Origin of the sequence: Streptomyces sp. NPDC006691, assembly GCF_042869955.1 — a bacterium.
Lineage (GTDB): Bacteria > Actinomycetota > Actinomycetes > Streptomycetales > Streptomycetaceae > Streptomyces.
Genome location: NZ_JBIAGW010000019.1, coordinates 137,546 through 159,432, shown reverse-complemented (window position 1 = coordinate 159,432; position 21,887 = coordinate 137,546). Strand labels below are relative to the sequence as shown.

Here is a 21,887-nt window from a genome sequence, read left to right as displayed (position 1 = left end):
GGGGCTGCGCCCCCTGCACCCCCGGTTCGGGGCTCCGCCCCGGACCCCGTATCGCGCCTGAACGGCGCTCGTCCTCAAACGCCGGACGGGCTGAAAATGCCTCGATGCGGGCCCGTATCGATCAGCCGGACGGACGGGAGATACCTCCACCGGCCCGTACCGATCAGCCGGACGGGCTGAAGTGCCCGATGCGGGCCAGCACCGAGACCCTCAGGGGCGCGGGGAACTGCGCGAGAAGCGGGCACGGTCCGCACCCGGAAGGGGGTTGAGGGGCGCGGGGAACTGCGCGACCAGCCACCCACGATCCGCGGACGGAAGCGGGTTTTGGGGGCGCGGGGAACTGCGTGACTGACCACGCAGGGTCGGCGGACGGGACGACGCCGGGGGCGCGGGGAACTGTGCGGGTGGCAACGCGCGGCGGGAGGCTGACGACGGGTTGGGGCGCGAGGGACTGCGTGGGCAGATACGCACGGTCGGCAGGGGGAGGTGGTTGGGGGGCGTGGAGTCCCGAACTCCCTCTGCGCAGTCGCCTGTTGAGCGGGAGCCCGGCTTGATCGGTGCGAGATGTCGGCGTCCTTGTCGGTGGGCGCCGTCGGTGGGCGCCGCGGACATCGCCGTGTCGCGGGGCGCATGCCGGGCCGGGTCGCGCGTTCGGGGGCCACGCCGCGGTCCTGGCGGCCGTACCCCGCCCACGCGGCGACCCCTCGGGCGGGGCCGATGGCGTTCGCCCGCGCCGGCTATCCGCGTACCCCCGCCCGGCCCCCGGCCCCGTCCGCCCCGTCCGCATGGGCGACGGCAAAAGACTTTACGGCGTAGAAGAAGCGTCTTACGCTGTACAACGGCGGGCATCGATGTACGCCGTATAAGGACCGACGCGCCAAGAAACCGGGGGACACCATGACAGCACCGACAGGCGAGAAACCCACTCCGTCCACCGGGCAGCAGCCGCATCCGCAGCGCTGGCTGATCCTCGGCGTCATCTGCCTCGCCGTGCTCACGGTGCTGCTCGACAACACCGTGCTCAACGTCGCCATCCCCTCGCTCACCACCTCGCTCGGCGCGTCCACCGCCGACATCCAGTGGATGATCAACGCGTACTCGCTGGTCCAGTCCGGACTGCTGCTCACCGCGGGCAGCTCCGCCGACCGCTACGGGCGCAAGAAGATGCTCGCGGCGGGACTCGCGCTCTTCGGCATCGGCTCGCTGGTGGCCGGCCTCGCGCAGAACGTGGGCCAGCTCATCGTCGCCCGTGCGGGCATGGGCATCGGCGGGGCACTCCTGATGACCACCACGCTCGCCGTCGTCGTGCAGGTCTTCGACGAGGAGTCCCGGGTCAAGGCCATCGGCATCTGGGCCACCGTCAACTCGCTGGGCTTCGCGGCCGGCCCGCTCATCGGCGGGGTCATGCTCGACCACTTCTGGTGGGGCGCGATCTTCCTGGTGAACATCCCGGTCGCGGTGCTCGGTCTGGTGGCCGTGGTCGTCCTCGTACCGGAGTCGAAGAACCCACAGGGCGACCGGCCCGACCTGCTCGGGGCGCTGCTCTCCACCGTCGGTATGACCGGTGTCGTGTACGCCATCATCTCCGGGCCGGGGCACGGCTGGCTTTCGGGCCATGTGCTGGCCTCGGCGGCCGTCGGGGCCGTGTTCCTCGCGGCCTTCGTGCGCTGGGAACTGTCCATCGAGCACCCGATGCTGGACATGCACTTCTTCCGCGACCGGCGGTTCGTCGGCGCGGTCGCCGGGTCGATCCTGGTCGCCTTCGGCATGGGGGGATCGCTGTTCCTGCTCACCCAGCACCTCCAATTCGTGCTCGGCTACGGCCCGTTGGAGGCGGGCCTGCGCACCGCCCCGCTCGCGCTCAGTGTGGTCGTGCTGAACATGACGGGCGTCGGCGCCAAACTGGTCACGACGGTCGGCACCCCGCGCGCCATCGCCATCGGCATGACCGCGAACGCGGCCGGGCTCGCCTCGATCGCGCTGCTCGGCGGACACAACTACGGCGGCACGCTGTTCGGCCTGGTCGTGATGGGGGCCGGGATCGCGCTGTCCATGCCGGCCATGGCCAACGCCATCATGAGCGCGATCCCGCCGGAGAAGGCGGGCGTGGGGGCGGGCGTGAACGGCACACTGGGGGAGTTCGGCAACGGGCTCGGGGTCGCGGTGCTCGGCGCCGTGCTCACCTCCCGGTTCGCGGCGCTCGCACCGGTCGCCGCGGCCTCGCTGCCCGCGGCCCTGGCCGCCGCCGGTGACGATGCGGAACGGGGCCGGATCGCCGACGCGTTCGCCTCGGGACTTGAGACCAGCCAGCTGGTCGGCGCGGTCGCGGTACTCGCGGGCGGGCTGCTCGCGGCGATCTTGTTGCACCGGGCCGAACGATCCGCGCCCGCGCCCGCCGGGGCGGCTCCCGCGGCATAGCATCGTCGGGGGTGGGAGCCCCGGATTACGGACATGACCTGATGGGTCGGCAGCAGCGGGGACCGAGGAGGGCAGCGATGGTATCGGCGGCGGACCGTACGAAGGACGCGGCGCGTACCAGCGTGTGGCTCGGGAGCAAGGCGGGTCGCCGGGTACGCCGGGCGGAGACGCCCGAGGGCGGACCCGTGCTCGACCGGGACCGGATCACCGCCGAGGCCGTCCGCCTCCTCGACGCCGAGGGCGCCGCCAAGTTCTCCATGCGGCGCCTGGCGGCGGAGCTCGGAGTCACCGCGATGTCCCTGTACTGGTACGTCGACAACAAGGACGACCTCCTCGAACTCGCCCTCGACGCGGTGTTCGCGGAGATCGAGATCCCCGACATGGATGACGAGTCGGCGGACTGGCGCGACCAGCTCCGCACGGTCGTGGTGGGCTATCGCGCGATCTTCGTCCGGCACTCCTGGGCGTCGGCGCTGATCGGCCGCTACCTCAACATCGGGCCGCACTCGATGGCCTTCTCGCGCACGGCCCAGCGCATCCTGGCCCGTACGGGGCTGCCCGCGCACGGGCAGATGGGCGGGCTCGCGGCGGTGTTCCAGTTCGTGTACGGGTTCGGCACGATCGAGGGGACGTTCGTGCAGCGGTGTGCGGATGCGGGGCGTACGCAGGACGAGTTCTTCGCGGAGGCGATGGGGGCGTTGGCCTCTCAGCCGGAGTACCGGGATCAGTTCGCCGATGCGGCGGAGTTGATGGCGGCGCGGGGTGGGGTGACGGTGGAGGAGATGCGGCAGCGGGACTTCGACTTCGCGCTGACGCTGCTGGTTGCCGGCATCGAGGCGCTGAGCTCCCCCTGACGCCCTGGGGGCTTGCCCACCCGCTCGCCCGTTGCTCGGGGTTGATGGGTTCCGGCCCCTGGGGCTGCGCCCCAGCCCCCTGCGGGGGCTCTGCCCCCTGCACCCCCGGGGGGTTTGCCCGCCCCCCCGCCCGTGCGGCCGGGTTGAAGAGTTCGGGTCCCTGGGGCTGCGCCCCAGACCCCCTTCGAGGGGCTGTGCCCCTCGGACCCCCGCAGGGGGCTGCGCCCCCTGCACCCCGGTTCGGGGCTCCGCCCCGGACCCCGTATCGCGCCTTGAGGGCGCTCGTCCTCAAACGCCGGACGGGCTGAAGTGCCCGATGCCGGCCCGTACCGATCAGCCGGGCGGATTGGAGATGCCTCCACCGGCCCCTACCGATCAGTCGGACGGGCTGGAGATGCCTCCACCGGCCCGTACCGGTCAGCCAGCCGGGCTGAAGATGCTCATGCGGGCCAGCACCGAGACCCTTAGGGGCGCGGGGAACTGCGCGAGAAGCGGGCACGGTCCGCGGACGGAAACGGGTTTAGGGGCGCGGGGAACTGCGCGACCAGCCCCGCACGGTGGGCAGTCGAAGGCGGGTCTCAAGGGGCGCGGGGAACTGCGCGAACGGGCCGCGCAGCGGCCCCGGCCCCCCGGGCACCCCGGGTCGGGCTCCCGGCTCTCCGGGCCGGCCGCCCGGGCACCTCTGGCCGGCCCCTGCCAACTCGGGCCAGCCCCCCCGGGCACCTCGGATTGGCCCGGCAAACTCGGGCCAGGCCCCCGGGCACTCCGGGCCGGCCCCCCCCGGGGGTTCCCAAGCCGACCTCCGGGCACCTCGGGGAGGGCGGCCCAGGCCCCCCGGGCACCTCGGATTGGCCCCCGGCAACTCGGGCCGGCCCCCGGGCACTCCGGGCCGGCCCCCCCCGGGCTCCCCAGGCCGACCCCGGGCACCTAGGGGAGGGCCCAGGACCCCCGGGCGCCCCGGTCAGGCGGTCGGCAGGGCTTCGCCCTGGACCGTCTGGATGTCCAGCTCGACCTTCAGCGTCGTGCCGATCGCCGAGATCCCCGCCTGCACCACCTGGTTGTAGTTCATCGCGAAGTCCTCCCGCCGCAGCTCCGCCGTCGCCCGGTAGGCCGCCCGCACCCCGCCCCAGGGGTCGGGGCCCGTACCGAGGTAGGACAGGTCGAGGTCGACCTCGCGGACCACTCCGTGCAGCGACAGCTCACCCCGTACCGTCCAGCGGTCCGGTCCGGCCGGGACCAGGTCCGTGCTGCGGTAGGTGATCTCCGGGAAGCGCTCGACGTCCAGGAAGTCGGGGGACTTCAGGTGCCCGTCCCGCATCGCGTTCCCCGTGTCGATGGAGGCCGCGCCGATGACCGCCTCGACCCGTGACTTCTCCAGGTCCTCCGCGATCTCGATGCGCCCGCCGAACTCCCCGAACCGCCCGTGCACGCTGGAGATCCCCAGGTGCTGGGCGACCGCGCCGACCGACGAATGCGCCGGGTCGATCGTCCAGGGTCCCGGCGGCGGCAGCTCGACGCCGCCCTGCCGGGCCAGCACCACCGTGCCGACCGAGGCCCGCCCGCTCGCCGTCACCAGTGCCGTGGAGGCGGCCGGGGCGTACCCCACGGCCGTCACGATCACCGTGTAGGGGCCGGGCGCGAGAGCCACGTCCGCCGACACCGAGCCGTCCTCCGACGCCGCGGCGCGCAGCACCTGCGTGCCGGTCATGTCGGTCATCGTCACCACGGCGTGCGAAACGGCCCAGCCGTCGCGCGTCCGTACCTGTGCCCGCAGTCCCATCCCGTTTTCTCTCCTCTTCAAGTGCAGAAGCCTCTTGGGGTCAAAAGGCCGGGCCCCGGGGCGGGACGGCCGGCCGTCCCCTGCCCGCCGCCCCGCTCCCGGGGCCCATTTCCACGCCGGCCGCGTCCAGCCTCCGCTCGAAGCGGGACGCGGCCGGGGGTCCGGGGGCACCCGGACGGCCAGGCCGGGCTCGCGGGGCCCGGCACGCGCATCTGCGGCGTTGTCGTCGGTCGCCGACTCCCCCACGTTCTCGGCTCCGCTCGAACAGGGGGAGCCCCATCGCGTCGACTCACTCCTCCGCCTTGCAGCTGCACGCACCGGGCCCCGCTCCCGGATCCGGCCTGACCGACCGGGTGCCCCCAACTACTCGCCCGGGTGGGCGAGTTCGATGTCGTGGCCGTCGACACCGCGGCCGGCCACGGTCAGGGAGCCGGCCACCGGCGGGTAGCCGGTCGCGATGACCGTGTACTCGCCGGAGTTCAGGTCGGCGAAGGCGTACGCGCCGTCGTCGCCCGTGGTGGCGTTGGCGACCACGTTGCCCGCCGCGTCGAGCAGCGTGACGCGGGCGTCGGCCAGCGGACGGCGGTCGCCGCCGCCCCGGATCGTGCCCTGGACCAGCGCGCCGGCCTGGAGGGCGGCCTCGACGCGGGTCACGCCGTAGCCGGAGATCTCCACCGGCAGGGCCAGCGGGCGGAAGCCGTCCGCGTTGACCGCCACGGTCACCTGGCCCGGGACCAGCTCACCGAAGGTGAACTCGCCGGCCGCGCCGGACTTTCCGGTGGCCAGCAGATCGCCGCGCACATCGGTCACGATCACCATCGCGCCCTCGACCGGAGCCCCGGTCTCGGCGGCCTTCACCGCACCCGCGAGGCCGCTGGTGCCGGACAGGAGGATGTCGTAGGCGAGCGCCTCGACGCCCACCACGATGGTGGAGGCCTGCGGCTGGAAGCCGTCGGCGGCCGCGATCAGGACGTAGCTGCCGGCGCCCGGCGCGGCGAGCAGGTACCCGCCGTCGGGGCCCGCGACCGCCCGGCCGAGCTGGCTGCCGCCGAGCGAGATCAGCGTGACGGCGGCGGAGGCGACGGGCGCCCCCTCGGCCGCACGGACCGTGCCGCGCACCGGGATGCCGTCGAGGACGGGAGCGGTCAGGGTGTCGGCCACCGGGGTGGCCTCAACTGCCGCCGCCTGGGCGGGAACCTGGGCGGGAGCCGGGGCGGCGGCGGGCGCCTGCTCGGACTCGGCGGCGCCTACCGCACGGGTGCGCAGCGGGATCTCCTTGATGAAGAGGGTGATCAGGAAGGCGAGCAGCGCGCACGGCGCCGCGTACAGGAACACATCGCCGACACCGTGTCCGTACGCGCTCTCGATGACGGTGCGGATCGGGGCGGGCAGCACGCTGAGGTCCGGGATGGTGCCGGAACCGCTGCTGTTCTTGGCCGCCGCGGCGCCCTGCGGGCCGAGCGCGGTGAGGCCGTCGGTGACGTAGTGGCTGACCCGGTTGGCCATGACCGCGCCGAGCGCCGAGACGCCCACCGCACCACCGAGGGAGCGGAAGAAGACGACGACGGAGGAGGCCGAGCCGAGGTCCGCGGGGGAGACCTGGTTCTGCGTGCACAGGACCAGGTTCTGCATCATCATGCCGATGCCGAGGCCCATCAGCGCCATGTAGACGGCGAGGTGCCAGTACGGGGTGTCGTAGCGCATCGTGCCGAGCAGACCGAGGCCCGCCGTCACCAGCACACCACCGCTGACCAGCCACGCCTTCCACTTGCCGGTCTTGGTGATGACCTGTCCCGAGACGGTGGACGCGATGAAGAGTCCGCCGATCATCGGGATCGTCATGACACCGGACATCGTCGGCGTCTTGCCGCGCGCCAGCTGGAAGTACTGGGAGAAGAAGACCGTGCCGGCGAACATCGCGACACCCACGAAGAGCGAGGCGAGGGAGGCGAGGGTGATGGTGCGGTTGCGGAAGAGGCGCAGCGGGATGATCGGCTCGCTGGCCTTCGACTCGGTGAACACGAAGAGCGCGCCGAGCACGATCGAGCCGCCGACCATCGCGTAGGTCTGCCACGAGATCCAGTCGTACTTGTTGCCCGCGAAGGTCACCCAGACCAGGAGCAGCGAGACCGCGGCGCTGATCAGGAAGGCGCCGGTCCAGTCGACCTTGACGTCCCGCTTCACGACGGGGAGCTTCAGGGTCTTCTGGAGCACGATGAGCGCGATGACGGCGAACGGCACACCGACGTAGAAGCACCAGCGCCAGCCGAGCCAGCTGGTGTCCGTGATCAGACCGCCGAGCAGCGGTCCGCCGACCGTCGCGACCGCGAACGTGGCGCCGAGGTAGCCGCTGTAACGGCCGCGCTCACGCGGCGAGATCATGGCGGCCATGATGATCTGGGCGAGCGCGGAGAGACCGCCGACGCCGATGCCCTGGAACACGCGGCAGGCGATGAGCATGCCCGAGCTCTGCGACAGACCGGCCACGATCGAGCCGGACACGTAGATGACCAGGGCTATTTGGACCAGCAGCTTCTTGCTGAACAGGTCGGAGAGCTTGCCCCAGAGCGGGGTGGTGGCGGTCATCGCGAGCAGCGAGGCCGTGACGACCCAGGTGTACGCGGACTGGCCGCCGCCCAGGTCGCTGATGATGTGCGGCAGGGCGTTGGAGACGATCGTCGAGGACAGAATGGCGACGAACATGCCGAGCAACAGCCCGGACAGCGCCTCCATGATCTGCCGGTGAGTCATCGGCGCGCCACTCTCGGACGGCGTGTGCCCTCCGTGCTTGGCGTGGCCGCCCCGCACACCGGCTGGTGTGGTCGTAGCCATGAAGTTCCTTGTCTTGTACGTCTGTTGGGCGGGTGTACGGGTTGGTGCCGCGGGAAGCGAGCGCGTAGCGCTTGGCGCTAAGCGGGTGTACGGGTCGGCGGACGGGTCTCGGGGCCCCTGACGTGGGGCGCCCGGCAGTCTCCGAAGGAGTCGCGCAGGCGCGCCAGCATCGTGTTGAGCTGCCCGACCTCGTCGTCGGTCCAGTCCTTGAGGGTGTGCGCGAACATCTCCGTGGTGCGCAGGCCGAGATCGTCGATCATGGTCTGGCCCTCGGGGGTGAGCCGCAGGATGCGCGAGCGCTTGTCGGCCGGGTCGGCGGACCTCTCGATCCAGCCGCGCTGGGCGACGTGCGCGACATGACGGCTCGTCACCGACATGTCCACCGCGAGGAGTTCGGCGAGCTTGCTGATCCGCATCTCGCCGTGGCGCTCCAGGAGGGTCAGCACGGCGGCCGAGCCGGCGGGGCACTCGGGCGGCAGGATCCGCGCGAGCCCGCGCTTGACCGCGCCGATCGCGCTGAGCTGCCGGGCCAGCTCCTCGTAGTGACTCTGTGCGGCCATGGACACCTCCCGAAATCTTGTTGCTTCGGGCAACCATAAGATTGTTGGTTGCCGAAGGCAAACTAAATCGGGACCTTGGCGGCAAAGGAAACGCAAAGGCTTCGCATATGAAAACCCAAGGTGCAGGTCGGGGGCTTGCGGAGCCCGTACGGGGGTGATCGGGAAGGGGGGTGGAGGGAGTGATGAGGGAGTGGTGAGGGGGGATGGGGGGTGGTGACGGCGGCGCGGGCGTCCTGCGCAGAGGTGCGCCGGGCGCCGCCGCAGCTGCCTCGCGGGCGCCTCGCGGGCGCGTTCGCGCGGGGGCGGGGGTTGGGCGGGACCCCCATCTTCGCTAGGGTCCTGCCCCATGGCACACAACCCCCACGCACCCCAGGGTCCCGAGGGCAACTACGACCCGGCGGGCTCCACGCAGATGTTCCGCGCCTTCGTCGACGAGGGCGTCCCCCAGGGCCGCCAGCCGGCCACCCCGGCGGCGACCGCCGCGGGCCCGCGCGTAGGCCTGATCGTCGGCGTGGTCGCCGTGATCGTGGTCCTGGCGGCAGTGGCCTGGCTGGCCCTGGGCTGAGACGCCGCTCGACGGTGAGACCCGGGGTGCGCCCCGGGACCCGGCCGTCCGGCCGAGCCGCTCGGACTTCGGGCCGCTCGGACTTCGGGCCGCTCGGGCCGCTTGGACGGGCGGGGCCGCTCGGACGGGCGGGGCCATCAGGGCCGGTTGGGGGGCGCTAACCCCAACTGGCCGTCACCGACCGCGTCTCCACATGCATCCCCAGTGGCACCCGCCACGCGTCCACACACACCCCGTACGTCCGTGAGGCCACCGCTCCCGCCGCGATGGGTGCGGGCAGTGGCTGACTCGACGTCATGGTGGCCCAGTCCACTCCGAGCAGCCCGATGATGTGGGTAGCGAACACGACGCTGCCCGACTTCACCGCTGTGCCGCCCGTGTTCCGGAACCGCACGGTGACGTTCTCGCACCAGCGGTGATCCCCGGCCGAACGGCTCGGCGCCCCGACGCTCAGCACCGCAGGGCCCGCGGGCGGGCTCGGCCTGCCCGGCGTGCCGGGAGCGGAGGGCGTGCCGGAGGGGTCGGTGGCGCCGCCCGACGAGCCCCCTGCCGAGCCTCCGGGCCCGCCCTGAGCGCCGCCGGGAGTTCCGGGGGACCCCGGAGCGCCACCCGAGGCCGAACCCCCGGACCCCGCAGGGGATTTGGCGGAGCCGGCGCTCCCCGAACCGTCGGGCCCCGGTGCCGTGCCGGGCGTTCCCGGTGCTCCCGGCACGGAAGGCGCGGCGGACGCGGAGAACGTACCGGACGTACCGGACGTACCGGCGGATGTGCCGGATGCGGAGGGCGTGGAGGACGTACCGACGCCGCCGTCGCCGGGAGGTGCGGCCGGGGACGGGCCGTCCAGGGGGACCATCCGCACCTTGCCGCTCGGCGGCACCGCGTGGTCCGGGGCCGAGGGCCCGGTGCCCGCGGCGCCCACCGCCAGGTAGCCGTCCCGGTCGCCCCCTCCGGCGCCGGCGGCGAGGGTGCCGCCGAGACCCAGGACCACCGCCGCCGAGACACCGATCAGCGCAGCACGTCGTCGCATCGCGCCAGTGTGTCTGACGGAGCGTCAAGAAACCAGAGTGCGACGGGAGTTCGTCACCGGGCAGCAGTCCAGCCGGAGCCCGGCCGGAGACTGGAGCCATCCAGAGCCCGGAGTTCCTCCCGAGCCCGGCCGGAGACCGGAGCCCGGCCGAAGACCGGAGACCAGCTGGAGCTCGGTCGGAGACCGGGGCTCAGTCGGAGATCAGGCCCTCGCGGAGCTGGGCCAGCGTGCGGGTCAGCAGCCGTGAGACGTGCATCTGGGAGATGCCGACCTCCTCGCCGATCTGGGACTGCGTCATGTTCGCGAAGAAGCGGAGCATGATGATCTGCCGTTCCCTGGGCGGGAGTTTGGCGAGCAGCGGCTTCAGCGACTCCCGGTACTCGACGCCTTCGAGGGCCGTGTCCTCGTAGCCGAGCCGGTCCGCGAGCGAACCCTCGCCGCCGTCGTCCTCGGTGGCGGGCGAGTCGAGCGAGGAGGCGGTGTAGGCGTTGCCCACCGCGAGCCCGTCGACGACGTCCTCCTCGGACACCCCGAGAACCGCGGCGAGTTCGGGGACCGTGGGCGAGCGGTCGAGCTTCTGGGCGAGCTCGTCACTGGCCTTGGTGAGGGCGAGCCGCAGCTCCTGGAGGCGGCGCGGCACCCGCACCGACCACGAGGTGTCGCGGAAGAACCGCTTGATCTCGCCGACGACGGTCGGCATCGCGAACGTGGGGAATTCCACGCCCCGTTCGCAGTCGAAGCGGTCGATCGCCTTGATCAGGCCGATCGTTCCGACCTGGACGATGTCCTCCATCGGCTCGTTGCGGCTGCGGAACCTGGCCGCCGCGTACCGCACCAGCGGCAGGTTGAGCTCGATGAGGGTGTCGCGTACGTACGTACGCTCCGGGCTGTCGGTGTCCAGCGTGGCAAGGCGCAGGAAGAGGGAGCGGGACAGCGTGCGGGTGTCGATGGCTGCGGTGTTTGCGGCGTGTCGGTGCACGGTCGGTGCCGGTGCGCTCTTGGTGAGCGTGAGCACCTTCGAGCTGCCCTGTTCTGCGGACATGCCACCCCCTTGAGGTCGCGGACGGTCGCGTTGGGCCACGACCATCGGAGGAAGCAGCCTCCACCTGAATACCGGAGGCGGGGCTGCGGCAAACGCGGTTTCGGCAGAATGTCACATGTCGGCAACACGCTGTAGTGACTTGTCGACAAGGAGGGCCCGCGTACGTGCAGGAAACAGGGGGTGTGCGGTTTTTCGGCCGGAAATTTTTTACCGGCCCGATGCCTGGGCCCGGCTCACTCGAACCGGTTATGCCTCGATTCGATTTGCGGACCGAAGCCGCGCGAAACTCCTGGCCAGAAGCCTTGACACATGCATCTGCGACACTCCCAATTCCTGGCTGATCTGGGACTGCGTCAGATTGCTGTAATAGCGGAGCATCAAGATCCGCTGTTCGCGTTCGGGCAGTTGTACGAGAAGGTGGCGGACCAGATCGCGGTGTTCGACGCCGGCCAGCGCGGGGTCCTCGTAACCGAGCCGGTCGAGCAGACCGGGCAGCCCGTCGCCCTCCTGGGCGGCCTCCAGGGAGGTCGCGTGGTACGAGCGGCCCGCCTCGATGCAGGCGAGCACCTCGTCCTCGCCGATTCTGAGCCGTTCGGCGATCTCGCCGGTGGTCGGGGAGCGGCCGTGCAGCGTCGTCAGGTCCTCGGTGGCGCCGTTCACCTGCACCCAGAGCTCGTGCAGCCGGCGCGGGACGTGCACGGTGCGCACGTTGTCGCGGAAGTAGCGCTTGATCTCGCCGACCACGGTGGGCATCGCGAAGGTCGGGAACTGCACGCCGCGGTCCGGGTCGAAGCGGTCGATCGCGTTGATCAGACCGATGGTGCCGACCTGGACGACGTCCTCCATCGGCTCGTTGCGACTGCGGAAGCGCGCGGCCGCGTACCGCACCAGCGGCAGGTTGGCCTCGATCAGCGCGCCGCGCACCCGGCCGTGTTCCGGAGTGCCCGGCTCAAGGTGCTTGAGCTGGCCGAACAGTACCTGGGTGAGGGCGCGGGTGTCCGCGCCCCTGGTGGACGTCCTGACGGGGCCCCTGGGGCCCTCCGAGGAGTCCTGGGCGGGCACTTCAGCGGCGTCCTGGGGCTCGTTCTGGGGCGGCACTTGAGGCGTAGTACTGGCCGGCACGGTCACGCCACCCCTTAGTCCTCGGTCTTGGTCGTCGGTCAACTCATCCGTCAAAAGCGGTCATAGCATCACAAGACATGTCCACTGTGTGCAAGCACCGTATAACCACGTGTTGAGGGCAAGTTGGGGCAGATGGCCCTGCTCGGAGGCGTATCGGGGCACGAAAAAGCCCCGCACCTCTCGGGTGCGGGGCCGGATGCCGCCTACCGGAAGGGAGCCGGAACGTGCGGGATCAGAACGGGTAGTCGGCGATCACCCAGGTGGCGAACTCGCGCCACTGGCCGGCCGCCGCCTGGTGCGCGGGGTGCTCGATGTAGCGCTTCAGGGCCTCCGCGTCGGCGACGGCGGAGTTGATGGCGAAGTCGTACGCGATCGGCCGGTCGGTGATGTTCCAGGCGCACTCCCAGAACTCGATCTCGGGAACGAGCCCGTCGAGCTCCTGGAAGGCCTTCACAGCGGCGACCACGCGCTCTTCGTCGCGCTGCACGCCTTCGTTGAGCTTGAACAGAACCAGGTGGCGGATCATGAACCTCTCCTACGGATACGACGGGGACCGGCCGGGGTGCTCGACCGAGGGCTCTCGTCCACGGCCACGGCCACGGCAGGGGACAGGGCCGGAAGCCGCGACCGGCGACTCGGCCGGGGGCTCGGCGCCGAGCGGCTCAGCGGCTCAGCGGACCAGGTTGGTCATGAACTCGCCGACGCCCTTGGCCGCGCTCGATATGCCCTCGAAGCCGGTCTGGACCATCCCTGCGGCCTGCACCGGCGACGTGATGATCGTGTACAGCACGAAGACCACGGCGATGTAGAGCAGGACCTTCTTGATGTCCACTGTGCCAGCCCCTCCCCGGCGCCACCCCTGTGCGGTCGGGTGAGTCTAACCGCCACCCGTCCCGTACTCACCAGGCCTTTAGGGACCTAGGGCCTGGCGATCGGGGCCCTTTGCCCGGCGGTACGGGCGTGACGGGAGAGCAGGATGGTTCTTGAGCCCACCACATCTGGCAGGAATGCGGTGGGCGAGGAACAGGACCTCACTGCGGGGTCCGCGCCGCGAGCTTCCCCCCTGACTGCGGCGCTGGACTTGCAGGTTCTGTTCTCATCGGGGGGAGCGGCTTGTCCCCCCGATGCCGCTCCCCCCGTCCCATCGTCGAAGCCCCGGTCACTTCCCCGACCGGGGCTTCTTCGCGTTCACCCGGGCATCGGGTGCGGACGGATCAGGTGCGGACGGATGGGGTGCGGACGGATCGGGTGCGGGTGATCGGGTGCGGAGGGACCGCCTCCGGCCAATGTCGGCCGTGAGGGGGCCACGGGGAGCGGCCGGGAGTACGTTCGAAGGGCACTCGGGGTCGACCGCGCCGCGGGCTTCTGGCGGAGGCGTTCGGCTCTTGTGGACGGCGTTCAGCTTTTGCGGACGGCCGCCGCCCGGTCACGGTCAGCGTGGCGGCGGCCGTCAGCGCGAGGAGGTCGGCTCCCCTCCGTACTCTCCTCGCGTCCACCGTCCTCAGCGGTGCCCGGGGCCTGCGGGAGACGGGCCCCGGCTCGAAGTGCGCCGCGAGGACGAAGGGCCGGAGCCGCGGGATGTCGGATCCGCGGCTCCGGCCGCCCCATTCATCGGGGCGGACGGTGAGCGCAGACCCGGGGGCAGGGGGCCGGGGCGGAGCCGGTCGAACCGCCGGGTGCACGGTTCGCCGGACTGTCCGCCGGTGCGTCACTTGGCATCGTAGGCCGGGCGGACCGTGAAGCAACCCTCCGAATCCGGCCGCCGGCCGTTTCGCGGGACCCGGCGGGCGGCTCAGCTCCCGGACGGGGGCGGCGGGATCGACGCGGTGTCGAAGGTGCCCGCGATGATCGACGCGGCGAAGTCGGCCAGCCGCAGATGGTGGCTGCGGGCATAGCTGCGGAAGGCGAAGAAGGCCTGGTCGGGGGAGGTGCCCCAGCGTTCCGCGAGAATGCCCTTGACCTGTTCCACCAGGATGCGGCTGTTGAGCGCGGTCTGGAGCTGGGTCTTCTCGATGTGGGACCGCTCCAGGGTGCGCTGCTGGAGGATCGTGATCGTGGCGACGCCCGCCAGGGCCTTGGCCAGCGCGATGTCGCTGTCGCCGAGGCGGTGCGGGGTCTTCTGGAAGAGGTTCAGGGCGCCGATGTTGCGGTCGCGCAGCCGCAGCGGGATCGCATGCGTGGCCACATAGCCGGTCTCCCGGGCCCGCACCGCGAAGCGGGGCCAACTCGCCGTCGTACTGGGGCTGTTGAGGTCGATATTCGTCCGAGAAGTGCCGCTGCGATAGCACTCCACGCACGGACCCTGGTCGTGCTGGAGGGCGAAGAGTTCCAGGAGACGGGTGTGCTCGTCGGACGCGGCCACGACCTGTAGTGCGCCGAGCGGATCGGCGAGCAGGATGCCGGCCGCCGAAACGTCCAGGAGCTCGACGCACCGGGTCGACAGGCGCTGGAGCAGGTCCAGCACATCGAAGTCGTCCGTCAGAGAATCGGCGACCTCCATGAAGATTTCCGCCAGGCGCTGTTCGCGGATCATGCCGATCATCCCTTTCGACCGCCGGGCGCCATCGGCCCGTTCATATCGTCGTTGAACCGCAGCCGTCTGGCCACAACGTCTCCTGCCACATCGCCGAGCGGCACGTCCCGGCTGTAGGCGAACGCCCGCATCCGCAGCAGCGCGTCCGCGAGGGACACGTCCAGCTGGACGCTGACCATGCCGGTCGCCTGGTGCACCACCGCCCGGTGGATCTCCCCCGGTACCGCCGCGGCCGACTCCGGAGCCGCCGACGGGTTCCCGTCGCGCTCCAGGAGCTGCGCGGTCAGCGCGGCGGCCAGGGCCAGGGCGTCGGCGAACCGCTGCTCGGGGACGGTGTCGCTGGCCCGGGAGGTCACCACGCTGAGCACCCCGAGCCGGATCGCGCCCATGCCGAGGGGGAAGCAGTACGCGCCGGCCACCCCGATCCTGAGGGCCTCGGCCGGCAGCCCGGGCCAGCGGTCCGCGCGTACCGCCGCCAGGTCCGGCGCGACCACGGCCGTGCCGCTGTGCGCGGCGTCGAGTCCGGGGCCCACGCCGAGGGTGAACTGAAGCTCCTCGAAGTCCGCGGCGATGCCCGGCGAGCGCCACAGCGGTTCCGGCTCCGCGCCCTGCCCGGTGGTGACCAGCAGCGATACGGCGACACCGTCCACTTCCAGAGCTCGTGCGCAGGCGGCAGCCAGGACACTGCCGTCATCGTGACGGAGCGACCGCAGCACGTCGGCCATGCCGTCGCTGATCACTGGGCTCCGACCTGCCGGGGCTCGGGGCGATGCGCCCGCCGGCTCTCACCATGAACACTAGCCGCACTCGTGGGACGCCGCCCCAGGCCGGTGCTTCCCGGCCGAGACCCGCCCCTGACGGGTGGCTTCGACGCCGGCGTACCGGTACTGAGTGACGGAGCCGGTGAGGTGGAGGGTGTGGTGCAGCGGTGGGACGGGCGGCTGGGGGACGGGCGGCAGGGGGATGCCGCGCCGCGCGTGGACGGGGCACGGCCACCCGTAGCGGTCCGGCCGGCTTGCCCTGGCCGACCGGGCCGACCGGGTTGGCCGGGTTGGCCGGGTCGTCCGGGGCGCTCACAGGGCAACGAGGCCGCTGCGGTCCGTGAAGGAGATGCCTAGCAAGTCGGCTGTTGCGTAAGGGACTTGACCTGTCCGCCGGACTCTGGCGAGGGCGGCCGAGGGGCCGGGGGCGGTCAGGACGTCGAGTTCGCCGGCCGGCCGGATCGCGGCACCCGACGGAGAGATCGGCTGTGCAGCCCATGCGGGCCGTCTCCTCATGTGCTTGCTGCTGACGGGTGGGACAGAGCTGTCTGCGGCGAGACGGCCGGGGTCTGGGGCACCCGCAGTGAGCACAGTAGGGCTTCCGGCTCCTACGGTGGTTCGGCCTGCGCTCAGGGCACGAGATGGGCACGAGCTGCGCTGTCGTACGTGTTCTTTTGGCGCGATCCGACAGCTCCGGACCGCATCGGTGTCCGCCGTGCTGTGCGGTACTCGCCACGCTCGGTGAGCGTGGTTACGTTCTGCGGTCTTCACTGACCGTTGCCCTGCTCGTGGGCGTGGGCGTGGGCGCCGGTGTCAGCGTCGGCGTCGTCCGCTTTGATCGGCGTCAGCGGCGGCGGCTCATGCGGATGCGGATGATGGTGCCGCGTTCCGTGGTGCGCATGTCGGCCGCGTCGCTGAGCTGCCGGATGATCCACAGGCCGCGGCCGTCCAGGTGGGAGGTGTCGGGCGGCAGATACCCCGCCAGCGCGGTGTCGAGGGTGCCCTTGGGGTCGGTGATCTGGCAGAACACTTCGGCGGCGGTGGACCAGATCGCGCAGTGGCCCACTCCGCCGCCGTGCCGGATCGCGTTGGCGGCGGCCTCGTCGACGCAGATCAGCAGGCTGTCGATCCGGTCGGCCGGCAGCCCGGCGAGCCCGGCGAGCCGGTGGGCGAACGATCTGAGTTCGGCGATCTGCCGGACCCCGTCGAAGTGGAACTCCGCACAGCCGTGCGGCGGTTCCGGCAGTGGCACGGTGTCGCAGGCCGCGCTGAACCGCGCCGGGGCGACATGCGCGGGGTTCGGCCGGTGGGCCGTGCCGCTGGTCAGCGCGGGGTGGGTGAGCTGCGCGGCGTGCAGCACTTCGGGGGGCAGCACCCGGGTGTCGTACGGGCACAGGTGCCAGGCGCCGGTCGAGGCCAGGGCGAGGGTGAGCAGCGACTCGTAGCGGGTCCACTCGCGGGCCTCGTCGCGGGTGAGCCCGGCCCACGGTGTCTCACCGAGGACCCGCGAGGGGCCCGGGGTGTCATGGGCCTTGTGGTGGAAGGCGAGCAGGGTCTGGGCGGGCGAGCGGTACCAGTGGACGGGTGCGAAGGAGACTTCGTCGGCACGCGGTCCCAGGTGGCGGCGCAGCAGCGTCGTGTTGTGCCGGGTGGTGGCGATGAAGACGGGCTCGCCCGCGGCGAGGCCGCCGCGGGCGAAGGGCAGGGCCGCGGCCAGGAACTGCTCGTCGCCGCCGTACAGCAGGAGGTGGTGCGCGTGGGGAGCCGGCCCGTACCGGGACGGCGCGCGCGGGTCAGTCATCGGAGATCTCCTCAAGGAGGGTCAGCGGCAACTCGGGCCGGTCCCAGCCGCAGGCACGCAGCATGTGGGCGACGGCGGAGGTTCTGGTGTGCACGACGAGGCGGCGTCCCGGTTCGAGCAGTTCGGCGAAGGCCACCAGGGCGTGCAGGGAGGCGAAGTTCAGGAACGTGACCTCGGTGAGGTCCAGCGTGACGTCCGCCGGAGCCCCGTCCACGGCCAGCAGATGGCCCAGCAGAGCGGTCTGGTTGGTCAGGTCGACCTGACCGGTGAGCCGCAGACCGGGGGGATCGGCCGTGTGCCAGATCCGCAGCAGCGCGTCGGCGTACAGAGGGGGGTGCACGAGGGACCTCTTCCCTGCCCGCACCGCGACGAGGGGGATGGGCCCGCGTCCGCCGTCCGCCGCGGCTGACCACGGCCGACCGGATACGGGATCCGTCGCGCGGTGGGACTGACGACCGGACGCCGAGGACCGGGAGCGTGTCCGCGGGCGGCATGCTGCCTCCCCTCGACGGGGCCGCCGTATGCCGGCATCAGAACAGGGTTCGCGCCGGTGGAGGCATCTACGGATTCCCTTCGACAGTACGCCCGTTGGGCCGCACAAAGCGGGCAGCGAGCGGGCCACTGTGCGACGGGGCGAAGCCGGAAGCCGGCTCCTCGCCACGCGTGGGGCGGGGGTTCCGGGCGGGGCGGGGCCTTCGCACTTCAGGGAAGAGGGCGATGCGCGATCGCCCGCGGTGCGGACATGTCCATCCAGCGTCCACACGCAAAACATCCCCTGACCACGTTTCCGCAGGTCAGGGGATGTTAGAAGCGGTAGCGGAGGGATTTGAACCCTCGGTGAGTTTCCCCACACTCGCTTTCGAGGCGAGCTCCTTCGGCCGCTCGGACACGCTACCGAGAGAGAGCTTAGCCCAAGGTGGGCCCAGGTTTGAAATCGGTTCGGCGAGAGCTGGGTCACCGCTGCCGGAAGAACGTCGTGAGCTGTGCCGAGCACTCCTCTTCGAGGACTCCCGCGACGACTTCGGGGCGGTGGTTGAGCCGTTGGTCGCGTACGAGGTCCCACAGCGAACCGGCCGCGCCCGCCTTCTCGTCGCGGGCGCCGAACACGACCCGGTCGAGCCGGGACTGGACGATCGCGCCCGCGCACATCACGCACGGCTCCAGGGTGACGACGAGCGTGCAGCCGGTCAGCCGCCACTCGCCGGTCCTTCGGGCCGCGCGCCGGATGGCGAGGACCTCCGCGTGCGCGGTCGGGTCGCCGGTCGCCTCGCGTTCGTTGTGCCCGGACGCGAGGAACGCGCCGTCCGGGGCCAGCACCACCGCGCCGACCGGCACATCGCCGGCCGACTCGGCCTGTGCGGCCCCGGCAAGGGCGGAGCGCATCGGCTCCGCCCACCGTTCGCGTACGGGGTCGTGCGGATGGGGCACTAGCGGACGGCCTCCAGGACCTCGGCCGCGCCCAGCGCGTCCGCGATCGTCACGAGGGCGTCCCCGTCGAGCGCGAGCAGTCGGCCCTCGCTCACTCCGAGGTCGGCGAGGATCGCGCTCTCGCCGAGCGGCCCGGCCGGCACGGCGTCGTCCGACGACGCGTCGCCGTCCGGGCCGTCCACGGCCGTCGCGGCCTCGTCCTCGTCCTCGTAGCCGTCCTCCGTGCCGTCGAGGTCAAGGGTGTCCAGCTCGTCCTCCTCGTCGTCCTGGTCGTGGCCGAGCAGTTCGTCGGTGAGCATGGCCCCGTACGAGGAGCGGGCTGCGACGGCGGCGTTGGAGACGAAGACGCGCGGGTCGTCCTCGCCGTCGACGCGGACGACGCCGAACCAGGCGTCCTCCTGCTCGATGAAGACGAGCACCGTGTCGTCGGCCCCGTCGGCGGCTGCTTCACGGGCCAGGTCGGCCAGATCCGACAGCGTCTCCACATCGTCGAGCTCTGTGTCGCTCGCTTCCCACCCGTCTTCGGTGCGCGCGAGCAGTGCGGCGAAGTACACCGTGACTCTCCCACTGGTCATAGGCGTGCCGGTTGGGGGTCCCCCCGGCTGTGGCTTCATTCGGAATCGTGGCAGAAAACACCGCGGTTGCGAGAGTTCTTCCGCGGTTGCGTTTTTCCGGTCGCCCCGAACACGGCTTCCGACACGTCATGATCGCGGGCGCCGGGACACCCCGTCAGGGGCGCTCGACGGCCGTGACCACGGGCTTCGGGGCACCGGGCGCGCGGGTCACCAGCGGAAGGTTCGCATGCGCATGGCCTGGCGCATACGGGCCGCGCGGGCGCGCCGGGGCTGGACCCGGTCGCGCAGCGCCTTCGCCTCGTGCAGTTCGCGCAGGAACTGGGCGCGCCGCCGCCGGCGGTCCGCATCGCTCTCCGGTTGTTGCGCTCGGTCGCGCTCGTCCGGCATTGGTTCACACCGCCCCGGGTCGGTTCGTGTCTTCCACCTTCCCCCCGTTCGGCCGCTTGACGCCAGCACGAACCAACGGCAGGTGGGAGCGGCGGACGGGACCGGCAGGTGGGACGCGGAGCCGCCACGCCCCGGTTACTGTGGACGTCATGCGGATCCATGTCGTCGACCACCCTCTCGTGGCGCACAAGCTCACCACGCTGCGCGACAAGCGCACCGACTCCCCGACCTTCCGGCGGCTCGCCGACGAGCTGGTCACCCTGCTCGCCTACGAGGCCACCCGGGACGTGCGCACCGAGCAGGTGGACATCGAGACCCCGGTGACGCCGACGACGGGCGTGAAGCTCTCGTACCCGCGTCCCCTGGTGGTCCCGATCCTGCGGGCCGGCCTCGGCATGCTCGACGGCATGGTGCGGCTGCTGCCGACCGCCGAGGTGGGCTTCCTCGGCATGATCCGCAACGAGGAGACCCTGGAGGCCTCCACGTACGCGACGCGGATGCCCGAGGACCTCTCGGGCCGTCAGGTGTACGTCCTGGACCCGATGCTGGCGACCGGCGGCACGCTCGTCGCGGCGATCCGCGAGCTGATCAAGCGCGGCGCCGACGACGTCACGGCCGTGGTGCTGCTCGCCGCCCCCGAGGGCGTCGAGGTCATGGAGCGCGAGCTGGCGGGGACGCCGGTGACCGTGGTGACCGCCTCGGTCGACGAGCGCCTCAACGAGCACGGCTACATCGTGCCCGGCCTGGGCGACGCGGGCGACCGGATGTACGGCACCGTCGACTAGACCCGTTCGGTCTGCGCGGAGTTTCTCAGCACTTGCCGGAGGGCGCGGGTGCGGGCTTGGCCAGGGCGGCCAGGGCCGTGTCCGCGTCCTTCGGCGTGTTCAGGTTGGCGAACGTGTTCCCCAGGATGAGGTCGACGTCCTGCGTCTCGCGCGTGTCGGTCTTCTGCGTCGTGCCCGCGAGCTGGGTGCCGAGTACGGAGAACGGGCCGCGGGTCGCCGTCGGCGCGCCGAGCAGCACGCCGTTGTTGGCCACCTTCTTGTCGTACTCGGTGGGCGCGTTGCCGACCTTCCCGATCGCGAAGCCGCGCTTCTTCAGCTCGTCGGCGACCGACTTGGCGAGACCTCCGCGCGGGGTCGCGTTGTAGACGTTGACGGTGATCTGCGCGGGCTTCGGCAGGGCCTGCGGGGCGCCGGAGCCGGACGCGGCGGGCGCCGGGCAGTTCTTGCCGTGCGCGACGGTCTTGGCCTTGCCGCCACCGCCCCCGAACACGTCGATGAGCTGGACGGTCCCCCAGCCGATCAGGCCGAGGGCCACGACCGCGCCGACCAGCGCGAGGACCAGCCGGCCGCGCTTACGGGGACGTCGCATCCGCGGATAGGCGTCACCCTTGATGCGGTACTTTCCGCCCATGCCGGGGGGAGTGAGCATGCTCATAGCCGCAGGGTAGTGCCGACCCGGGACGATGCCTACTAAATGATCAACCGCTGGCGCGCGTATGCGCCCGTATGCGCGGCAAAAGGTCCGAAAGGCTCACCCGGCTGTCGGGTTCAGTCCATTTCCAGTACGCGCGCGTGCAGAACCTGGCGCTGCTGGAGCGCGGCGCGTACCGCGCGGTGGAGCCCGTCCTCCAGGTAGAGATCGCCCTGCCACTTCACGACATGCGCGAAGAGGTCGCCGTAGAACGTGGAGTCCTCGGCGAGGAGGGTTTCCAGGTCGAGCTGGCCCTTGGTGGTCACGAGCTGATCGAGCCGGACCGGGCGCGGCGCGACATCCGCCCACTGCCGGGTGCTTTCCCGGCCGTGGTCGGGATAGGGCCGCCCGCTTCCGATGCGCTTGAAGATCACACGGAAAGCCTACCGGGCGAGCGGCTCCGGGCGCAGCCATGGAGCCCGAGTGCAATCCTGGGCAAAACGCCCAAAACCCGACGCAGGGGGCTCGTCATGACCGACAGCGACCAGACGGCGGCCGCGCACGAGCCCATCAGTGCCGTGGAGCCGGACGAAACCGGAGCGCGGAATCCCGCCCCGGCGCCCGCCGCCGCGCCCGCGCCCCCCGCGCCTGCCGCGCCCGCCGATGGCTCCCCCGCCGAGCCCGCGCCTGCTGCGCCCGCCGCGCCTGCCGATTCCACCGTGCCCGCCGGTTCCGCCGGTTCCACCGGGTCCGCTGCCGCCGTGCCGCAGCCGACCGCAGACGCTG

The 21,887-nt window shown here is 71.7% G+C and carries 22 protein-coding genes and 1 tRNA gene; 5 read left to right on the top strand and 18 right to left on the bottom strand.

The window, feature by feature from the left end; genetic code table 11:
• Positions 1-897 precede the first annotated feature (897 nt).
• Positions 898-2,418 (top strand): MFS transporter, encoded by a 1,521-nt coding sequence (locus ACFYNP_RS31425; RefSeq protein ID WP_388790260.1) that lies wholly within the window; start codon positions 898-900, stop codon positions 2,416-2,418.
• A 77-nt stretch (positions 2,419-2,495) separates the two neighbouring features.
• A complete protein-coding gene (locus ACFYNP_RS31420; protein ID WP_388414269.1) occupies positions 2,496-3,272 on the top strand; it encodes a TetR/AcrR family transcriptional regulator in 777 nt (258 codons plus the stop codon).
• Positions 3,273-4,233: 961 nt separating this feature from the next.
• Here the strand turns inward: ACFYNP_RS31420 and ACFYNP_RS31415 are convergent.
• The 3 genes from ACFYNP_RS31415 to ACFYNP_RS31405 form a co-directional block, all read right to left on the bottom strand.
• The gene (locus ACFYNP_RS31415; RefSeq protein WP_388419089.1) at positions 4,234-5,052 is read right to left on the bottom strand and encodes a YceI family protein; all 819 of its coding nucleotides are present in this window, start codon (positions 5,050-5,052) and stop codon (positions 4,234-4,236) included.
• A 363-nt stretch (positions 5,053-5,415) separates the two neighbouring features.
• Positions 5,416-7,884, bottom strand: a complete 2,469-nt coding sequence (locus tag ACFYNP_RS31410; protein WP_388790257.1) for an MFS transporter — start codon at positions 7,882-7,884, stop codon at positions 5,416-5,418.
• Between the two features lie 77 nt (positions 7,885-7,961).
• On the bottom strand, positions 7,962-8,444 hold the full coding sequence (locus ACFYNP_RS31405) for a MarR family winged helix-turn-helix transcriptional regulator (RefSeq protein ID WP_388419086.1): 483 nt from the start codon (positions 8,442-8,444) through the stop codon (positions 7,962-7,964).
• Positions 8,445-8,790: 346 nt separating this feature from the next.
• Here ACFYNP_RS31405 and ACFYNP_RS31400 point away from each other — a divergent pair, with 346 nt between their 5' ends.
• Positions 8,791-9,009 carry a hypothetical protein gene (locus ACFYNP_RS31400; protein ID WP_100575754.1) on the top strand — a complete coding sequence of 73 codons (219 nt, stop codon included), beginning with the start codon at positions 8,791-8,793 and terminating at the stop codon, positions 9,007-9,009.
• 157 nt (positions 9,010-9,166) lie between these two features.
• Here the strand turns inward: ACFYNP_RS31400 and ACFYNP_RS31395 are convergent, their stop codons facing one another.
• The 13 genes from ACFYNP_RS31395 to ACFYNP_RS31335 form a co-directional block, all read right to left on the bottom strand.
• A complete protein-coding gene (locus ACFYNP_RS31395) occupies positions 9,167-10,036 on the bottom strand; it encodes a hypothetical protein (protein ID WP_388790255.1) in 870 nt (289 codons plus the stop codon).
• Positions 10,037-10,226: 190 nt separating this feature from the next.
• Positions 10,227-11,078, bottom strand: a complete 852-nt coding sequence (locus ACFYNP_RS31390; protein ID WP_100575756.1) for an RNA polymerase sigma factor SigF — start codon at positions 11,076-11,078, stop codon at positions 10,227-10,229.
• Positions 11,079-11,324: 246 nt separating this feature from the next.
• Entirely contained in the window at positions 11,325-12,200 is an 876-nt protein-coding gene (locus tag ACFYNP_RS31385; RefSeq protein ID WP_100575816.1) for an RNA polymerase sigma factor SigF, read from the bottom strand.
• Positions 12,201-12,432: 232 nt separating this feature from the next.
• Positions 12,433-12,726: a Dabb family protein gene (locus tag ACFYNP_RS31380; protein ID WP_388419081.1), complete on the bottom strand. Its 294-nt coding sequence runs from the start codon at positions 12,724-12,726 to the stop codon at positions 12,433-12,435.
• A 144-nt stretch (positions 12,727-12,870) separates the two neighbouring features.
• Positions 12,871-13,032, bottom strand: coding sequence for a hypothetical protein (locus tag ACFYNP_RS31375; protein WP_162952557.1), 162 nt, complete (start codon positions 13,030-13,032; stop codon positions 12,871-12,873).
• A 960-nt stretch (positions 13,033-13,992) separates the two neighbouring features.
• Positions 13,993-14,742 (bottom strand): GAF and ANTAR domain-containing protein, encoded by a 750-nt coding sequence (locus ACFYNP_RS31370; RefSeq protein WP_388419078.1) that lies wholly within the window; start codon positions 14,740-14,742, stop codon positions 13,993-13,995.
• Positions 14,739-15,473, bottom strand: a complete 735-nt coding sequence (locus ACFYNP_RS31365) for an ANTAR domain-containing protein (RefSeq protein WP_388790252.1) — start codon at positions 15,471-15,473, stop codon at positions 14,739-14,741. Before ACFYNP_RS31365 ends, ACFYNP_RS31370 begins: the two co-directional genes overlap by 4 nt.
• 865 nt (positions 15,474-16,338) lie before the next feature.
• Positions 16,339-17,295, bottom strand: a complete 957-nt coding sequence (locus ACFYNP_RS31360) for an anti-sigma factor RsbA family regulatory protein (RefSeq protein WP_388790249.1) — start codon at positions 17,293-17,295, stop codon at positions 16,339-16,341.
• Entirely contained in the window at positions 17,288-17,635 is a 348-nt protein-coding gene (locus ACFYNP_RS31355; protein ID WP_388419070.1) for an STAS domain-containing protein, read from the bottom strand. Before ACFYNP_RS31355 ends, ACFYNP_RS31360 begins: the two co-directional genes overlap by 8 nt.
• Positions 17,636-18,106: 471 nt before the next feature.
• Positions 18,107-18,191 (bottom strand) — tRNA-Ser (locus ACFYNP_RS31350).
• Between the two features lie 58 nt (positions 18,192-18,249).
• Positions 18,250-18,678 (bottom strand): tRNA adenosine(34) deaminase TadA, encoded by a 429-nt coding sequence (gene tadA / locus ACFYNP_RS31345; RefSeq protein ID WP_388419067.1) that lies wholly within the window; start codon positions 18,676-18,678, stop codon positions 18,250-18,252.
• Between the two features lie 44 nt (positions 18,679-18,722).
• Entirely contained in the window at positions 18,723-19,277 is a 555-nt protein-coding gene (locus tag ACFYNP_RS31340) for a hypothetical protein (RefSeq protein ID WP_388419108.1), read from the bottom strand.
• Positions 19,278-19,505: 228 nt separating this feature from the next.
• Positions 19,506-19,685, bottom strand: coding sequence for a hypothetical protein (locus ACFYNP_RS31335; RefSeq protein ID WP_161244420.1), 180 nt, complete (start codon positions 19,683-19,685; stop codon positions 19,506-19,508).
• Between the two features lie 149 nt (positions 19,686-19,834).
• On the opposite strand from ACFYNP_RS31335, the gene upp reads away from it, so the two are divergent.
• Complete coding sequence (upp, locus tag ACFYNP_RS31330) at positions 19,835-20,470, top strand: uracil phosphoribosyltransferase (RefSeq protein ID WP_100575818.1); 636 nt, start codon at positions 19,835-19,837, stop codon at positions 20,468-20,470.
• A 25-nt stretch (positions 20,471-20,495) separates the two neighbouring features.
• On the opposite strand, the gene ACFYNP_RS31325 is transcribed toward upp, so the two are convergent.
• Together ACFYNP_RS31325 and ACFYNP_RS31320 are read right to left on the bottom strand one after the other, a co-directional pair.
• Complete coding sequence (locus tag ACFYNP_RS31325) at positions 20,496-21,125, bottom strand: LytR C-terminal domain-containing protein (protein WP_388419063.1); 630 nt, start codon at positions 21,123-21,125, stop codon at positions 20,496-20,498.
• A gap of 113 nt (positions 21,126-21,238) precedes the next feature.
• Positions 21,239-21,535: a type II toxin-antitoxin system VapB family antitoxin gene (locus tag ACFYNP_RS31320; RefSeq protein WP_053725882.1), complete on the bottom strand. Its 297-nt coding sequence runs from the start codon at positions 21,533-21,535 to the stop codon at positions 21,239-21,241.
• Between the two features lie 96 nt (positions 21,536-21,631).
• On the opposite strand from ACFYNP_RS31320, the gene ACFYNP_RS31315 reads away from it, so the two are divergent.
• Positions 21,632-21,887: hypothetical protein (locus ACFYNP_RS31315; protein WP_388790246.1), on the top strand; the 256-nt coding region annotated here is incomplete at its 3' end.

Bases quoted from the DNA above. Each gene is read 5' to 3' on its own strand.
- ACFYNP_RS31425 (WP_388790260.1), top strand. From the start codon at position 898: ATGACAGCACCGACAGGCGAGAAACCCACTCCGTCCACCGGGCAGCAG.
- ACFYNP_RS31420 (WP_388414269.1), top strand. From the start codon at position 2,496: ATGGTATCGGCGGCGGACCGTACGAAGGACGCGGCGCGTACCAGCGTG.
- ACFYNP_RS31415 (WP_388419089.1), bottom strand. From the start codon at position 5,052: ATGGGACTGCGGGCACAGGTACGGACGCGCGACGGCTGGGCCGTTTCG.
- ACFYNP_RS31410 (WP_388790257.1), bottom strand. From the start codon at position 7,884: ATGGCTACGACCACACCAGCCGGTGTGCGGGGCGGCCACGCCAAGCAC.
- ACFYNP_RS31405 (WP_388419086.1), bottom strand. From the start codon at position 8,444: ATGGCCGCACAGAGTCACTACGAGGAGCTGGCCCGGCAGCTCAGCGCG.
- ACFYNP_RS31400 (WP_100575754.1), top strand. From the start codon at position 8,791: ATGGCACACAACCCCCACGCACCCCAGGGTCCCGAGGGCAACTACGAC.
- ACFYNP_RS31395 (WP_388790255.1), bottom strand. From the start codon at position 10,036: ATGCGACGACGTGCTGCGCTGATCGGTGTCTCGGCGGCGGTGGTCCTG.
- ACFYNP_RS31390 (WP_100575756.1), bottom strand. From the start codon at position 11,078: ATGTCCGCAGAACAGGGCAGCTCGAAGGTGCTCACGCTCACCAAGAGC.
- ACFYNP_RS31380 (WP_388419081.1), bottom strand. From the start codon at position 12,726: ATGATCCGCCACCTGGTTCTGTTCAAGCTCAACGAAGGCGTGCAGCGC.
- ACFYNP_RS31370 (WP_388419078.1), bottom strand. From the start codon at position 14,742: ATGATCGGCATGATCCGCGAACAGCGCCTGGCGGAAATCTTCATGGAG.
- ACFYNP_RS31360 (WP_388790249.1), bottom strand. From the start codon at position 17,295: ATGACTGACCCGCGCGCGCCGTCCCGGTACGGGCCGGCTCCCCACGCG.
- tadA (WP_388419067.1), bottom strand. From the start codon at position 18,678: ATGCGCTCCGCCCTTGCCGGGGCCGCACAGGCCGAGTCGGCCGGCGAT.
- ACFYNP_RS31335 (WP_161244420.1), bottom strand. From the start codon at position 19,685: ATGCCGGACGAGCGCGACCGAGCGCAACAACCGGAGAGCGATGCGGAC.
- upp (WP_100575818.1), top strand. From the start codon at position 19,835: ATGCGGATCCATGTCGTCGACCACCCTCTCGTGGCGCACAAGCTCACC.
- ACFYNP_RS31325 (WP_388419063.1), bottom strand. From the start codon at position 21,125: ATGAGCATGCTCACTCCCCCCGGCATGGGCGGAAAGTACCGCATCAAG.